We start from the raw sequence: 15,764 nt of genomic DNA, 5'->3' as shown, positions 1-15,764 counted from the left end.
CTCATATTAATATTGAAAAGTATTTTTAAGTATCACTTATTCACGATACTTCATTTATTTTCACATACTACATATGATATTTTGTAAGATATTCGGTACAATAATTACTTTTGAGTATCGAACATAACAACAGTGGAACATATACAATTTTTAGGCCATACTAGAAGAACGATCTTTCTGGCCGAGGATGATCTGGATGATCAGGAAATGTTGGAATATGCCGTAAGGGAGGTCGACCCATATGTGGATATCGTCAGTATTACAAATGGCCGGAAATTTATAACACATTTAGACAGTGTTTCCGACCAGGAGTTGCCTGCATTGATTGTCCTCGATTACAATTTACCTGAACTCACTGGTGTTGAGATAGTTAAACTATTGAACCAGAAAAGGCGGTACCAGTCGATACCTAAAGTAATGTGGAGCACTTCCAGTTCTCCGGTACATAAATCTATTAGTTTTGAATTAGGGATCCTGGATTACATTATCAAGCCGAGTGATATGGCTTCGTTCATTTCCATTGCAAAACATATGTTGTCTTTTATCAAGGAACCAACAGCATAAGAGTCGTCCCTTTTCCCTTAAAAATTAAAACTTCATCCGCTGGATCCTCACCGCATTGAGAATAGCCAGCAGGGCAACACCCACATCCGCAAAAACCGCTTCCCACATGGTAGCCAAACCTCCGGCCCCCAGTACCAGTACAATTGCTTTCACACCAAATGCCAGCGCAATGTTCTGCCATACGATCCTGTTCGTAGCCCTGCCGATGCCGATAGCTGTAGCAATCTTAGAGGGCTGGTCTGTTTGAATGATCACATCTGCGGTTTCAATGGCGGCATCACTTCCCAGGCCTCCCATGGCAATACCTACATCACTTAAGGCTAGCACCGGTGCATCATTAATACCATCTCCTACAAAGGCAATGATGGCACCGGTATCTTTTTTTGCCTGCTCCACCTTTTCTACTTTATTCTCAGGAAGTAGATCGCCATATGCATGATCGATCCCCAGGTACGTCGCCACCTTATCTACAACTGATTGTTTATCACCACTGAGCATGGTGGTTTTGATATTCATGCCATGCAGCGCATTGATCGCTTCTTTGCTGTCCTTCTTCATTTCATCTGCGATGGTTACATATCCCGCGAGTTTTCCATCTACCGCTACTGCAACAATGGTGTCTGTAATACTGCGGAGTTCTTCTCTTACCGGGATATTCATTTTCTCCAGCAGTTTCACATTACCGGCCAGTACTGTTCTTCCGCCTGCTTTTCCTTTTAATCCATGTCCGCTGATCTCTTCCAGGTCTTCTATAGCGATGTTATTCATTTTAACATGTGCTACAATGGCCTGTGCCACAGGATGCGTGGATTTACTTTCCAATGCTGCTGCAAGCGGGAGCCATTCTTCTTCCGGCAGGTCATAGCTTTTTACTTCCTGCACTTTAAATACACCTTTTGTAAGTGTGCCGGTTTTATCCATGATCACGCTGGTGATCTTCGTCATAAGGTCCAGGTAATTAGATCCTTTGAAGAGGATGCCCTTCCGGGACGCAGCCCCTATCCCACCAAAATAACCCAGCGGAATGGAAATCACCAGGGCACAGGGACAGGAGATCACGAGGAAGATCAGTGAGCGGTACAACCAGTCGTTGAATACATAGTTGGCTACAAAGAAATACGGCAGCAATGCAATACCTATGGCAAGGAAAACCACGATGGGCGTATAGATGCGTGCAAAACGGCGAATGAACTGTTCTGTTCTTGCTTTGCGGGTGGTAGCTTCCTGCACCAGGGTTAATATGCGTGCCAGTGAACTGTCGTTGAACAGTTTGGTCACTTTCAGTTCTATTACTTTCTCCTGGTTGATCATACCAGCCAATGCTGTTTCTCCTTTGCGGATGGTGGAAGGTTTACTTTCTCCTGTAAGTGCGGCTGTATTAAATGCACTGCCTTCACTCAGCATTTCTCCATCCAGGGGAACTCTTTCACCAGCTCTCACCTGTATGGTATCACCTACTTTCACATCTGTGGGCGCTACTTCCTTATAAGTACCGTTCACTAATACCATCGCCGTATCCGGACGGATATCCAGCAATGCTTTAATACTTCTTTTAGCACGGTTCACAGCAGCATCCTGGAATAACTCGCCTACTGTATAAAAAAGCATCACGGCTACGCCTTCAGGATATTCACCTATGTAAAAGGCCCCCAGTGTAGCGATCGTCATCAGGATGAATTCAGTGAAGATGTCTCCCTTCATCAGTAACTTAAATCCTGTAACGGCAACGGGTACACCAACCGGGATGTATGCAATGCCGTACCAGATCAGTCTCGCCCATCCGGGGAAGGTAGTGTAATTGTCTGCTATGATACCTGCTATCAGCATGGTGAAACTGATGATGGCAGGTAGGTAACTTTTCCAGGCCGGGGCATTGCTGTTTCCGTGGTTATGATCATGGTCATGGCCATCACCGTGATCGTGTGATTCAGAATGATCGTGCGAATGAGCATGCTTATGTTCGCGCGCACCTCCATGTGTACGTACATCTCCATGTTGATGTTCACCTCCATGTCCATCTCCTCCTCCAACTCCCACCTTCACTTCCTTTACCTTCAAACCCTGTTGCCGGACCTCCTTCAACACGCCCTCTTTATCCATCAGGGTCTGATCATACTCAATGCGGATATTCCCTGTGGCAGATACAGATACATCCACCAATGCCGGCACTTTCTTCAACTGCCCTTCCACAACACCAGCCACCATCATCTCCCTGATCTTTTCCACTTCCACCATCAGGTGGCCATACTGTTTAGTGATAGCAGCGCCTGCTTCCCGGGCATATGTTTGTATCTGCTCCAACGATATCTGATCAGGATCAAAATGGAAACAAAGTTTCGCTTCATCTTTTCCATTACCGGGTAACAGATGTGCTTTTGCAATCCCCTTATGATTTTGCATCATGCTGATGATGCGCTGCACGCAGGCATCCCTCTCATCAGGGATTTCCGGCAGCAGCAGATCAAGGTCTATTTTAATCTTTTCCATAATTAATGTGCATGTTCGCCTGAATTAGTTTGTTTCGCCAAGATGAAGAAAGCGCCTTTCACGACTACCTTCGCATCGGCGGGAATATCTTTCAATGGTGTTATCTCTGTATAACCTACATCTGTGGTACCTTTTGCAACCGGGATCCTTTCAAAGTCCATACCATGATCATCTTTACCACGAACGATAAAAATATAATCCTGCCCCTGTGCATTGATCAAAGCATCTGTGGGTACAGCAGGCACTACCGCCTTCTCCAGGCTGATCAATGCCGTGATGCCCATTCCATCTATCAACCCTGATTTATTCCCTTTCACCATGGCATGTACGCTCACTGCTTTGCTCTCTCCTTCAAAAGATGATCCCAGGGAGAATATCTCTGCATCATACTCTCTGCCCGGATTGTTGGTGAGTGTAAAATGGATCACCTGGTTCTTCTTTAACTTCGGCAGATCCTTCTCATACACAAACAGGTCGAGATGCAACTGGCTGTTATCAACGATCTCTGCTACCAGGGTACTCACATCCACATAACTGCCCAGGTTAACAGACACCTGGCTTACCACGCCGTCAATAGGACTTCTCAATGAAATAACAGAGAACAGTTTCCCATTAGCCAGTGAAGAAGGATTAATGCCCATCAGCTCTATCTGCTGTTTCAATCCGGCCCTTCTTGCCTGCACCGTTCTCAGTTCTGTTTCCGCGGCCTGCAGGTTTTTCAGCGCACCGGCATTCCCTTCGTTCAATTCTTTCTGCCGGTTATACTCCTGTTCCGCATGCCGGATCTTTGCATTGATACCCATGTATTCCTCCTGCACCTGTATAAACTGCGGGTTAGAGATCGTTGCAATCACCTGCCCTTTGGTAACAGGGCTCCCCGTTTGCACCAGTAAAGTCTTAACTACTCCATTATAAACGGAATTAATACTGGCTTTGTTCTGATTCGGTACTTTTAGTATCCCATTGGCACGCAGTGAAGCTGTCAATTGTTTCTTCTCAATACTGCCCAGTTCAATGCCGATGCTTTTCATTTGCTCTTCGGTAAGTGTGGCCGTATTACCCTCTTCCTTCGGATGCGCATGTTCTTCTTTTTCCTCCGGTTGTTTTTTTTCAACACTCCCGCAGGCAGTTAAAAAAATAGCTATAATGATGATGATGAAATACTTCATGGTCTACTGATTGATAAAATAATTGTACGCAATAATGGATTGGTTATAAGCATTGAGGTTCTCCAGGTAATTTCGCTGGATATCGATGGCCTGTGTGAGGAACTGGGATAGTTCTGCAAAACTGATCTCCCCGGCCCTGTAAGCCAGTGTTGCCGCTTTGATGATCTCATTCGCCTGTTTCAGCCCCACCGTTTCATAGAACCGCAGCAGGCTGTTGTTCTTCTCTGCCTCCTGCTGTGCCTGGATCCTTTGTGTATGAAAAGACTGCATACCATATTCATACTGCTTCTGCTGCATCGCTACTTCTGCTTTCGCCGTTTTTACTTTATTGCGGTAAGCGCCGGCTCCAAATAAAGGAAAGGCAGCACTAACAGAGAATCCTGTGAACGGATCACTCAATCCATATAAACGCTGACTGAAGAAACGTCCCGAAAACTCCGGCCTGTTTTCATTCTTAACAACCCTTACCCCTGCATTCGCAATAGCTATATTCTGTTGTTGCAAACCAATAACAGGATGCAGGCTGTCTGAACCACTTAAAACAAAAGGCAATTTCTCCAAAGGCTGCAATACCGGTAAGGTGCTTTCAGAACTGTTCATCAACTGCATCAGCAACTGCTGCTGGATCTTCATATCATTCCCTGTTTGTTGCAGGAAAGCCTCCAGCTCCTGCATACGCACACTGGCAGCAATGCTATCCAATCCCGGGCTATCCCCTGTTTTAACTTTCAGTTTAGCCGCGGCATGCAGCGATGTATAAATACTATCCAGCCGCTGGAATAACAATACCTTATCCTGCAGATACCACAGCTGGTAATACACACTGCGCACATCCCTTTTGATCTCCGCATCAATTGCTGTTGTATTTGTTTGGTAGTACTTTAACTGTTCTGCATACAGGTCTTTCTGCGCATTGTATAAACCGGGCCAGGCAACACTTTGCGAAACACCTATCTTCAGGATGCCCTGTTTATCACTGGGCCGGAGATCTTCATTCTCCGCAAAGATGCCTGTTTTAGGAAGCATGCCGGCCGACTTTGTTTGCAGGCGTCCTTTATTGATCTGCTCTTTATTAATGCTGTATTGCAGATTTCCTTTTGCCGCAGCTAGTGTTTCATCGATCGTTTTCCTTTGTGCCTGGGCAGATGGAATGATGAATAAGAGCGCGGCTACCATGGCTCCTTTCATTTTGATCTTCGGGTTAAATATGATATACAATAATGGCAGCACTACCAGGGTGAGGAAAGTAGCCGTCAGTAATCCGCCGATCACTACGGTAGCCAAAGGTTTCTGCACTTCAGCCCCTGCTCCCGTTGAAATGGCCATGGGAAAGAATCCGAAGGAAGCTACCGTAGCCGTCATGAGTACCGGCCGCAACCTGATCTTTGTTCCTTCTATCACCCGCTGCACCACATCCTGCATGCCTTCTTTTTCTAATTGATTAAAGGTGCTGATCAGCACAATGCCGTTCAATACCGCTACCCCAAACAAAGCAATGAACCCTACGCCTGCTGATATGCTAAAGGGCATCCCGCGAAGCAGTAAAGCAAATACGCCGCCAATGGCACTCATGGGAATGGCAGTAAAGATCAAAGCAGCTTCCTTAACAGAACCAAATGTGAAGAAGAGCAATACAAAGATCAATGCCAGTGATACGGGCACTGCAATGCTCAGTCTTGCCGATGCTTCCTGCAGGTTCTCAAAAGTTCCACCGTAAGTATAGTAATACCCGGTTGGCAGGATCTTCGCAGCAGTCAGTTTCTCCTGGATCTCCTTCACTACGCTTTCCACATCCCGGTCTTTCACATTAAAGCCCACTACAATCCGGCGTCTGCCATCTTCACGACTGATCTGTGCCGGCCCCTCTTTAATAGATACGGTGGCTAACTGATTCAGTGGAACCTGCACACCATCCGGCAGGGCAATGTAAAGATTACCCACATCTTCTATGGAAGCACGGTTGGCACTATCCAATCTCACTACCAGGTCAAACTGTCTTTCATTTTCAAACACCCTGCTTGCTGTCTTTCCTGCAAAGGCTGTGCTTACAGTGGTATTAATATCCTGTATGTTCAAACCGTATCCCGCTATCCTTGCACGGTCATATTGAATGGTAATTTGAGGAAGACCACTTGTACGTTCAATCTGCGGTGCTGTAGCTCCTTTCACGGATTGGATAACAGCCGCTACTTTTGGTGCTAACGCAGCCAGTGTATCAATATTCTCTCCAAACACTTTCACGGCAACATCCTGCCTTACCCCTGTCATCAATTCATTGAAACGCATTTGTATAGGCTGGGATGCTTCAAAGAAAACACCCGGGATCACTTCCAGTTTTTCCAACATCTTATTGGCCAGTTCTGTATAACTTTTGGTAGTGGTCCATTCCTTTCTTGGCTTCAGCGTAACGATCAGGTCCGATGCTTCAGGAGGCATAGGATCTGTTGGTACTTCCGCCCCGCCGGTTTTACCCACCACCATTTCCACTTCCGGAAAAGTTCTGAGGATACGGCTCGCCATCATAGAGGTTTCAATACTTTGGGATAAAGAAGTTCCCTGCGGCAATATGCAATGGAGCGCATAATCGCCTTCCTGCAGCTGGGGAATAAATTCTCCCCCCATCCTGTTAAACACGATCAGCGTGATCACCATTACAATTACTGCTGCGCCTGTTACCCAATACTTCATCCTGATAGCACCATGAATAATGGGTGCATATAATCGCTGAAAGAAGTCCATCATCTTATCCGCGATGGTTCTTTTGTTGGAGAGCTTCTTCGGAAGAAATAAAGCAGACATCATAGGGATGTACGTGAGAGACAGGATCAATGCTCCCAGGATGGCAAAACCTACCGTTTGCGCCATGGGCCGGAACATCTTTCCTTCAATACCTACAAGAGAAAGTATGGGGATGTACACAATTAAAATAATGATCTCTCCGAAAGCTGCGCTGTTACGTATCTTAGAAGCAGATACAAATACCTCCTGGTCCATTTCCGCCTGCGTCAGCCGCTCCTGGCTTTTCCTTAAACCCAGGTGATGCATGGTTGCTTCCACAATGATCACTGCACCATCCACGATCAAACCAAAGTCGATAGCCCCTAAGCTCATCAGGTTGGCGCTTACACCAAACAGGTTCATCAGCCCCAGTGCAAATAACATGGAAAGCGGAATAGCAGATGCCACAATCAAACCTGCACGGATATTCCCGAGGAATACCACCAATACAAACACTACGATCAGCGCACCTTCTATTAAGTTCTTTTCTACTGTACCGATGGCACTGTTCACCAGCCCCGTCCTATCTAAGAATGGTTCAATTTCAATATCTGCAGGCAGCGAGTTACGGATGGTTTCCATTTTCTTCTTCACGCGTGCAACAACATCTGCACTGTTAGCTCCTTTGAGCATCATCACAATTCCACCTACTACTTCCTTTTCCCCATTATAGGTCAATGCCCCGTAACGGACAGCACTGCCTAATTTTGCATCTGCCACATCCCTGATCAGTACGGGGATCCCATTCACCGTTTTAATTACAATATTCCGGATATCGTCCAGTGAAGTCACCAGACCTATGCCCCTGATAAAATAAGCGTTCGGTTTTTTATCGATATAAGCACCACCTGTATTTTCATTATTCTTTTGCAGGGCATTGAAGATCTCCGGTATGGTGATGTTCAAAGACCGCAGCTTATGAGGATCTACCGCCACTTCATATTGTTTCTTCAGGCCCCCGAAACTATTGATCTCTGCAATACCCGGCGTTCCATACAACTGGCGGGATACAATCCAGTCCTGCATCGTACGCAGGTCCATGGCTGTATATTTATCCTCACTTCCTTTCTTCGGGCGGATCACATATTGATAGATCTCTCCCAACCCTGTACTTACCGGTGCCAGCTCTGGTGTTCCCATTCCCTGCGGGATCCTGCTCTCTGCTTCTTTCAGCCTCTCGCTGATCAGCTGCCGGGCGAAATAAACATCCACATCATCTGGAAACACAACTGTAATAACAGAGAGGCCAAAGCGGGAAATAGAACGCATCTCCTGCAGGTCAGGCAGGTTAGCCAGGCTTTGTTCAATGGGATAGGTCACCAGTTGTTCCACTTCCTGTGATGCCAGTGTGGGTGCAACCGTGATCACCTGCACCTGGTTGTTGGTAATATCCGGTACAGCATCTATGGGTAAACGTCCGGCACTCCAAACACCCCATGCAATAAGCGCGAGGGTGAGTATGCCGATAACGAGTTTATTCTTTATCGAAAAATTGATAATACTATTCAGCATGTTTCAGTAAAAGTTAGTTGAATGCATAACCTTGCGCCATACGGGTCCCGTATGAACACAGCTAAAAAAGGATACATTAAACTAACTGAGGCGGCTGCCAGATGGGAAGGGAAATTTCATGCAGGGAATCTGCATAGAAAAAGCCGAAATGAGAAGAAGTAACCGGCACCCTTAAAGTGATGGCCGTATGATAAATGAATGAAAAACTGGCACAGCATGTGCAAATGCAGAATGGGGAACAGGCATCCGGATGCTGGTCCTGAACAGGCTGCGTTACAGAAATACTTTCCGAATGCCCGTGTGCCACATTAGCATCCGCACAAGGCAGGCAGCTAAGTGTTAACACGAGCATCGCAAATATGTATGTCAGCAAACGCATGACACAAAAATAGGGGTTTCCGTCACTTTATGGATGAATATTAATGACAATACGTTGCAATTTGGCCTATTTGCCGGATTCTTGACATAGGCTCGACATAGGCTCAAGATAGGGAATGCAAAGGACTCTCCTTGCTTTATCTATGCTACTGCTACACTCTCTAATCCCTTTTGAACCGCCGTTTCCATAATTCCCGGAATACCGCCTCCTTCTATGCGGAACGTAGTGATATCTGTAAGCCCGATAAATCCAAGAATGAACCGTAAATAAGGCTCTGCATGATCATAAGCCTGCATAGGCCCTTCTGAATAAACCCCATTTGCTGCGATCGCCAGGTATACCTTTTTGTCTTTCAGCAAGCCCTCCGGTTTGCCGGTAGCATAACTGAATGTCACACCCGGGCGGACAACATGATCTATCCATGCTTTCAAGGCAGAGGGCAAATTGAAATTATACATCGGAACCCCGATCACAATTACATCCGCATCAAACAACTCCTGTACCGCAGCATCCGAATCCTTCAGCACGTCCTCCGGCTTGTCCGTTGCCTTATAGGCATTGATCAGCGCCGCATCCAGGTGCGGATAATCTTTCTCTGTAGTATCATTCACCACTACCGTACTGCCGGGGTGGAGGTTCTTTATTTTTTCTATGATCCTGTTACCCAGCAAAATACTGCTGGACGCAGCCCCTCTGGGGCTTGAACTGATGTGCAATATCTTTTTCATAACACAAAACTATATACCTTTGCACATGGATGATTCAAGCTAATCCATAGGTTACTACTAACATTCAGGTTAGCGCAAACAGCATATTATGAAGCAGCAAGAAATACTGAAAACACCGTGCCTTAAAGTATTACCGGCAGTAAACGATGCCATTTATGTGATAGGAGGGAAATGGAAACTACGCATTATCATAGCATTGTCAGAAGGTGCCGTAAGGTTCAATGAATTACAACGCCACCTGGATGGTATTTCTGCCAGGGTATTATCCGGAGAATTGAAAGATCTGGAGCAAAATGGTTTCGTGAAAAGGGTCGTGCATCCTGATACATCTGTAGAATACGAACGAACAGAATATGCCGAAACACTGAAACCTGTATTGGCTTCCCTGCATGCCTGGGGCAGCATGCATAAGCAAAATATCATGCAGCGCAGCAAAGAGCAAATGGTCACAGTTGATAAAGGCTGATCTTATCCGCCATGGGAAGAGTAAGGGGGATTAAACCCCTACTCTTACATGCAGGAACAGATTCACCCCCTCATCTTCCCTGCCTACGCTTACATCACCCCTGGAAGCTCCTGCTTCCAATGCCATATTCATCAGTTCTTCCGCAGAACGATGATGTAAATACCAATCTCCCATCAGTTCCATATAATTACGGGTAGGATTATGATCGCCAAAATTCCCGATGATCACTTCTCCACCTGGTTTCGTCCAGCTCATGAACTTACGCAGCAGTTTCACAAAGATCTTATCCTCGAAATAATCAAACAATCCCGCGCTCCATACAACATCAAATTGTTCTGCTGTATTGAAACGGAAAATATTACGATGAACGAATTCTACCTGCGCGGCATGTGATTCATTCAATTCTTTTGCATAGTTGATAGCATGTTCATCTGCTTCCACACATACTGTTTGCAAACGTGAAGGATCTATCAGGCTGTAGATCTCTGCCAGGTCTCTTGCCGGACCGCTGGCCACATTTAATAAACGTAAAGCGGGCTGATGTTGCAATGCATCCAGGATGGTATGAATGAAATAATCTTTCCGGTTCCGTACTGCCCTGCAGGCCGGTTGTTCATGCCAGAAGTTATCCCACTTCTCAAACCGCTGATCTGCTGTTACCTGCTCACGGTAGATCTTATCAATGATCAGGAAGTCTCCCGCATAACCAAATGGTTTGGATTTTACATGGCCCAGGATGGTATCTGTTTCTTCCAGTCCTGTTTGTAAAGCTTCCAGTTCTGCTGCGGTAATATTCCCAGCTTTGAAAGCGGAGGAAATTGCATCGAACACAAGATGTAAGGTGTCGTACTGTTCAGTTTCGGGGCCGCCATTTGCAATTACTTCTCTGAGGAATGCGATAGGCTCGTTACTTGTTTTCATGGGGTGTTTAGTTTTATGCTGTAAAGATGAGGGCAACGGCAGGATCTTCGAAAGTGGAATTAACGGAAAGCTGAATTGGGTTAACCAAAACACCCCATACATTAATTCCACCCCTTTTTACAATCGGCTCCCCACTACATTCGTATCATTAAACCCCCACACCATGAAACATATTGGAATTATCGGCGCCGGACTCAGCGGCCTTGCCACTGCAAAAGCTTTCCTTGAACAAGGATATCATGTAACTGTTATAGAAAAAGCCAAAGCCATTGGCGGCGTTTGGGAAAAAAGCCGTTCTTATCTGAATGTGGCCACACAAACCACCAGGGATGAATATGCTTTTTCTGATTTCCCCATGCCCTCCCATTACCCGCTCTGGCCCTCAGGAGAACAGGTGCAAAGGTACCTGGAAGACTATGCCACTCACTTTAATATTATTACCCGTATTCGTTTCCAGACAACTGTCACTCAATTACAATTCAACAATGGCGAATGGCGGATGGAAGTGCAGGACCCTTCCGGTAACACGGAAGCCCTGCATTTCCACTTCGTTGCTATCTGCACCGGCACTTTTCATAAGCCTCATATACCTGCATTCAAAGGAATGGAAAGTTTTACAGGAAAAGTGCTGCATTCCTCTGCCGTGAATGATCCGGCCCTGCTGGAAAACAAATCCGTAGCCGTAATAGGTTTCGCGAAATCTGCTACAGACATTGCTACACTGGCAGCAGACCGTTCCAGCGAATGCCATCTTCTGTATCGTAAAGCACAATGGAAAGTGCCTCGTTATTTCGGGAATGTATTGAATATGCGTTACCTGCTCTTCTCCCGTTTCTCAGAAGCTTTCTTTAACTGCCCCCGTAAAACGCTTTTCCAGAAAATACTGCATACCGTAGGCAAACCGATGGTTTGGGCACAGTGGCGGGGATTGGAACTGCTGTTAAAAAGCCAGTTTAAACTGAAGGCCTGCGGCATGGTACCACAACATAAAATAGAAGACCAGATCAGCTGCAGCTTAGGCGTAGCGCCGGATGGTTTCTATCAGAAAGTACAGGATGGCCTGATCAAAGCACAGCAAACAGAGGTATGTCATTTTGAAGGAAATAAACTCTACCTGCAAAACGGCAAAGTGCTTACACCAGACCTGGTGGTATGCGGCACCGGTTTCACCCAATCGCTGCCCTTCCTTGAAAAGCAGTATGCAGACAAAATCATAGACAGTAATGGTACCTACCGCCTGTTCCGCAACATCCTCCACCCTGAAGTTCCGCAACTGGGTTTTGTAGGGTATAATTCCAGCCTGTTCACCACCCTTACTTCAGAAGTAGCCGCAAACTGGTTGGTGCGTTATGTACAGGGAAAACTGGAACTGCCCACACGGGAAGGTATTGAGCAGGACATGGCATACATGGCCAACTGGCGCCAGCGCAGCCGCCCTATCTCTGCAGAATTCAGTGGCACCTGTGTAGCCCCATTTAACTTCATGCACCTGGACCAGCTCATGCGGGACATGGGCTTACGTACTACCGCTACACGGTGGGCGCCCTACGAATTTTTTAAACCTATTAACCCGAAAGATTATCGTATTTTGTTGCAAACAACAGTTAAACGGGAGTACCCCCAACCGGCGGTTTACAGAACAGCCGAAATCGTCCAATAACGATGAAAACCTCAACACTACAAGAAAGGATCCGCGCACTGGAAAAAGAGAACGCATCCCTGCGCAATCATTACACGCTGCACGCAGAGGAACCTTCCGTAAAAGTTCCTGCTGAATTTCTTCCTCTTTTTCAAAAAGCGGAAGAAAATGTAAAACAGTATTTCTCGCATATCTCTTTAAATCCCTCACAGGGCACTATAGAGATCAGTAACGAGCGGTATGTATTAATAAGGGCCTCTGCCCTGTCCAAAGACTTTTTAAGCAGTATCCTCAGTTTGTATGCAGACAGAGGAGAAAGCGAAGCCTTTGGCATTGGCAGGAACTTCCTTTTCGATATTGCCCATGCATTAGGCATCAATGATGCCAAGGCTTTTCATGCACAAATGAATGTAACGGACCCGCTGTCTAAACTCTCAGCGGGCCCGATACATTTTGCCTATACGGGTTGGGCTTTTGTGGACATCCTCCCTGAAAGCCATCCCACACCGGATGATGATTACTACCTCGTTTATCACCATCCTTTTTCTTTTGAAGCAGATTCATGGATCAGGTCCGGAGAAAAGTCCAAATCGCCTGTGTGTATTATGAGCACGGGGTATTCTTCCGGATGGTGTGAAGAAAGTTTCGGTATACCGCTTACCGCGGTGGAAGTAACCTGCAGGGCTAAGGGAGATGAAAATTGCACGTTCATTATGTCTCCCCCGCATAAGATAGAAGAGCATATCCAGCAATTTGCCAAAACGCACCGTAAACACCGGATTGCCAAAATACCGCCGGAGATCCCTACCTTCTTTGTCCGTAAAACAATGGAAGAGCAAATGGAAAAGGCCCGGCAGCTGGCAGAAGAATCGTCTAAAGCAAAGTCTGATTTTGTGGCGAACATGAGCCATGAACTGAGAACACCACTGAGTGCTATCCTGGGTTTCACGGAACTGCTGAAAAAAACAAAACTGAACAGCCGGCAAACAGAATACCTGGATGCCATCTGCGCCTCCGGCAGCAACCTGCTTTCCACGATCAATGATATCATGGATCTCAGCAAGCTGGATGCGAAAAAGATCAGTTTTGAAGCTGTTCCTGTTAATCTCCCGGAATTACTGCAATCCATTGAGATGATGCTCGCTTCCAAAGTGCGGCATAAAAAGCTGGCATACAAAAGCAACATCAGCAAACAACTTCAAAAACCTCTGTTAAGTGACAGCGTAAGGCTTACCCAGATCCTGTTGAACATCATTGGTAATGCCATTAAATTCACGGAGAAAGGAAGTATCACAGTAGCTTGTACAGTACTAGAGGAAACCACGCAGACCATGCAGGTGGAGTTTAGCATAAAGGATACCGGCATCGGCATTCCAGCCGCTAAACAGCAAAAGGTATTTGAAAGGTTCACGCAGGCAGATACTGCCATCACCCGTAAATATGGAGGCTCCGGGCTGGGACTGGCCATTACACGCGAACTGGTAGAACTGATGGGAGGTACCATTACCCTCAGCAGCAAACCGAACAAAGGCACAGAATTCAAAGTACAGCTGCCTTTCATCAAAGCGGGCAAACAGGTAAAGGAAACAGCAGCACAGGCGCAAACTGTAGATGGTAAAGGATTACATATACTGGTGGTGGAAGATAATCTGCTGAATCAAAAAATGACGCGCATCATGCTTACCAATAATGGTTTCACCGTGAGCGGAGCAGATAGCGGCACCAAGGCCATCACCTTCCTGCAAAAGAATAAAGTTGATCTCATTCTTATGGACCTGCAGATCCCCGGCATGGATGGTTACCTCACCACACAAAAGATCAGGGAAAGCCTGAAGCTGGCAACACCTGTGATAGCCATCACCGCACATGCATTCAGCGGAGAAAGGGAAAGATGCCTGGCCGCAGGTATGAATGATTACCTGCCCAAACCTTTCCGTGAAAATGAACTGCTGAAAGCCATCGCAGGTTGCATGCCCAAGGCCGTTACAGACCTCAGTTTCCTCAGAGAGCAAACACGCAACAACATTGCTTTTATTAAAGAGATGATCAGCACCTTCATCAAACAGACACCTAAGGACCTGGCTGCTTTACAAAAGGCGATGAAAGAAAATAATGGAGAGATGATCTATAAGATTGCCCATACTATGAGCACTTCAGTTGGTTACTTTGGGCTGAAACAGCATATCGGGAAAGACTTAGTGCATATGCAACAGAAAAGACTGGCGGATGAAAAGCGTTTTCTTAAAGTGAAGAAGATCTGTGAGCAGGCGATCAAAGAATTACAACAGCTTACACCATCCGCTTTGTCATCAGCGTCATAAATTCATCCTTCTTTTTCGGAGAGATGGCTACCATGGCATCATCACTCATCACGGCGTAACCACCATCCGTTTTCACCCACCTTTTTACATCCCTCAGGTTGATCATGTAGGAGTTATGGATCCTGAAAAATCCATGCTCCTGCAGGGTCAGCTCATATTCCTTCAGGTTTTTGCTCACCATGATCTGGCGGCCGTCCCTGATATAAAAGATCGTATACGGGCCCTTTGCTTCCAGCCTGATGATTGTGGACAGGGGAATAAAATCAACGCCTTCTGAAGTGCTCAGGCTAATGCTGAAATCATCGGCTGAGGGCTTTTGGAAGTTCTTCAGGAGCAGGTCCAGCCGGTTATCCTCCTTTTTTCCTTCTATATGTTTCACCGCTTTGGCCACTGCCAGCTCCAGTTCTTCCAGGCTGATAGGTTTCAGTAAATAATCCACTGCGCTGAATTTAATGGCCTGGATGGCGTAATGATCAAAGGCAGTAGTGAAGATCACCTGGAAGTTGTGGTGATTAGCCCTTTGCAGTACATCGAAGCCAGTGCCGGTCTGCATTTCAATATCCAGGAATATCAGCTGCGGAGAATGCGTATTGATAAACTTCACCGCCTCTTCCACATTGGAAGCAGTGCCAGCCAGTTCCAGCTGCGGACAGAATTCGCGCACGAGGTTAGAAAGGAAATCCCTGCTCAGCAACTCATCCTCCACAATTAAAGCTGAAATTTTCATACGTAATTGGATTATAAAGGGTAAGATCGGCAAAAAACAGCAAAATGAAGCCCTGAATTAACGGATAGGGCCT

General features: G+C 46.2%; 11 protein-coding genes. 4 read left to right on the top strand and 7 right to left on the bottom strand.

Annotated features, from left to right (window positions below; genetic code table 11):
• Window positions 1–132 precede the first annotated feature (132 nt).
• Window positions 133–564 carry a response regulator gene (locus tag AAHN97_RS04210; protein ID WP_343306307.1) on the top strand — a complete coding sequence of 144 codons (432 nt, stop codon included), beginning with the start codon at window positions 133–135 and terminating at the stop codon, window positions 562–564.
• A gap of 24 nt (window positions 565–588) precedes the next feature.
• On the opposite strand, the gene AAHN97_RS04205 is transcribed toward AAHN97_RS04210, so the two are convergent.
• The 5 genes from AAHN97_RS04205 to AAHN97_RS04185 all read right to left on the bottom strand — a co-directional run bounded on the left by AAHN97_RS04205 (window position 589) and on the right by AAHN97_RS04185 (window position 9,617).
• On the bottom strand, window positions 589–3,051 hold the full coding sequence (locus AAHN97_RS04205) for a heavy metal translocating P-type ATPase (RefSeq protein ID WP_343306306.1): 2,463 nt from the start codon (window positions 3,049–3,051) through the stop codon (window positions 589–591).
• Between the two features lie 2 nt (window positions 3,052–3,053).
• Window positions 3,054–4,220 (bottom strand): efflux RND transporter periplasmic adaptor subunit, encoded by a 1,167-nt coding sequence (locus AAHN97_RS04200; protein ID WP_343306305.1) that lies wholly within the window; start codon window positions 4,218–4,220, stop codon window positions 3,054–3,056.
• 3 nt (window positions 4,221–4,223) lie between these two features.
• On the bottom strand, window positions 4,224–8,510 hold the full coding sequence (locus AAHN97_RS04195) for a CusA/CzcA family heavy metal efflux RND transporter (RefSeq protein WP_343306304.1): 4,287 nt from the start codon (window positions 8,508–8,510) through the stop codon (window positions 4,224–4,226).
• A gap of 76 nt (window positions 8,511–8,586) precedes the next feature.
• Window positions 8,587–8,889, bottom strand: a complete 303-nt coding sequence (locus AAHN97_RS04190; RefSeq protein WP_343306303.1) for a DUF6660 family protein — start codon at window positions 8,887–8,889, stop codon at window positions 8,587–8,589.
• A 140-nt stretch (window positions 8,890–9,029) separates the two neighbouring features.
• The gene (locus tag AAHN97_RS04185; protein ID WP_343306302.1) at window positions 9,030–9,617 is read right to left on the bottom strand and encodes an FMN-dependent NADH-azoreductase; all 588 of its coding nucleotides are present in this window, start codon (window positions 9,615–9,617) and stop codon (window positions 9,030–9,032) included.
• Window positions 9,618–9,705: 88 nt separating this feature from the next.
• On the opposite strand from AAHN97_RS04185, the gene AAHN97_RS04180 reads away from it, so the two are divergent.
• Window positions 9,706–10,083 carry a winged helix-turn-helix transcriptional regulator gene (locus AAHN97_RS04180; protein WP_343306301.1) on the top strand — a complete coding sequence of 126 codons (378 nt, stop codon included), beginning with the start codon at window positions 9,706–9,708 and terminating at the stop codon, window positions 10,081–10,083.
• A 30-nt stretch (window positions 10,084–10,113) separates the two neighbouring features.
• Here the strand turns inward: AAHN97_RS04180 and AAHN97_RS04175 are convergent, their stop codons facing one another.
• Window positions 10,114–11,004: a class I SAM-dependent methyltransferase gene (locus AAHN97_RS04175; RefSeq protein WP_343306300.1), complete on the bottom strand. Its 891-nt coding sequence runs from the start codon at window positions 11,002–11,004 to the stop codon at window positions 10,114–10,116.
• Between the two features lie 163 nt (window positions 11,005–11,167).
• Here AAHN97_RS04175 and AAHN97_RS04170 point away from each other — a divergent pair, with 163 nt between their 5' ends.
• Both AAHN97_RS04170 and AAHN97_RS04165 read left to right on the top strand, forming a co-directional pair.
• Window positions 11,168–12,664 carry a flavin-containing monooxygenase gene (locus AAHN97_RS04170; RefSeq protein WP_343306299.1) on the top strand — a complete coding sequence of 499 codons (1,497 nt, stop codon included), beginning with the start codon at window positions 11,168–11,170 and terminating at the stop codon, window positions 12,662–12,664.
• A 2-nt stretch (window positions 12,665–12,666) separates the two neighbouring features.
• On the top strand, window positions 12,667–14,964 hold the full coding sequence (locus tag AAHN97_RS04165; RefSeq protein ID WP_343306298.1) for an ATP-binding protein: 2,298 nt from the start codon (window positions 12,667–12,669) through the stop codon (window positions 14,962–14,964).
• Here AAHN97_RS04165 and AAHN97_RS04160 read toward each other — a convergent pair.
• Window positions 14,933–15,691 (bottom strand): LytR/AlgR family response regulator transcription factor, encoded by a 759-nt coding sequence (locus AAHN97_RS04160; protein WP_343306297.1) that lies wholly within the window; start codon window positions 15,689–15,691, stop codon window positions 14,933–14,935. The two genes, AAHN97_RS04165 and AAHN97_RS04160, sit on opposite strands and share 32 nt — an antisense overlap.
• Window positions 15,692–15,764 lie beyond the last annotated feature (73 nt).

The sequence above is a fragment of the Chitinophaga niabensis genome (assembly GCF_039545795.1).
Taxonomy (GTDB): domain Bacteria; phylum Bacteroidota; class Bacteroidia; order Chitinophagales; family Chitinophagaceae; genus Chitinophaga; species Chitinophaga niabensis_B.
Note: the sequence above shows the minus strand (reverse complement) of the source record. Positions and strands in the feature narration are given on the sequence as shown.

What these genes read in the sequence shown, in the direction of transcription:
- AAHN97_RS04205 (WP_343306306.1), bottom strand. Translation starts at nt 3,051, where the DNA reads ATGGAAAAGATTAAAATAGACCTTGATCTGCTGCTGCCGGAAATCCCT.
- AAHN97_RS04200 (WP_343306305.1), bottom strand. Translation starts at nt 4,220, where the DNA reads ATGAAGTATTTCATCATCATCATTATAGCTATTTTTTTAACTGCCTGC.
- AAHN97_RS04195 (WP_343306304.1), bottom strand. Translation starts at nt 8,510, where the DNA reads ATGCTGAATAGTATTATCAATTTTTCGATAAAGAATAAACTCGTTATC.
- AAHN97_RS04190 (WP_343306303.1), bottom strand. Translation starts at nt 8,889, where the DNA reads ATGCGTTTGCTGACATACATATTTGCGATGCTCGTGTTAACACTTAGC.
- AAHN97_RS04185 (WP_343306302.1), bottom strand. Translation starts at nt 9,617, where the DNA reads ATGAAAAAGATATTGCACATCAGTTCAAGCCCCAGAGGGGCTGCGTCC.
- AAHN97_RS04180 (WP_343306301.1), top strand. Translation starts at nt 9,706, where the DNA reads ATGAAGCAGCAAGAAATACTGAAAACACCGTGCCTTAAAGTATTACCG.
- AAHN97_RS04175 (WP_343306300.1), bottom strand. Translation starts at nt 11,004, where the DNA reads ATGAAAACAAGTAACGAGCCTATCGCATTCCTCAGAGAAGTAATTGCA.
- AAHN97_RS04170 (WP_343306299.1), top strand. Translation starts at nt 11,168, where the DNA reads ATGAAACATATTGGAATTATCGGCGCCGGACTCAGCGGCCTTGCCACT.
- AAHN97_RS04165 (WP_343306298.1), top strand. Translation starts at nt 12,667, where the DNA reads ATGAAAACCTCAACACTACAAGAAAGGATCCGCGCACTGGAAAAAGAG.
- AAHN97_RS04160 (WP_343306297.1), bottom strand. Translation starts at nt 15,691, where the DNA reads ATGAAAATTTCAGCTTTAATTGTGGAGGATGAGTTGCTGAGCAGGGAT.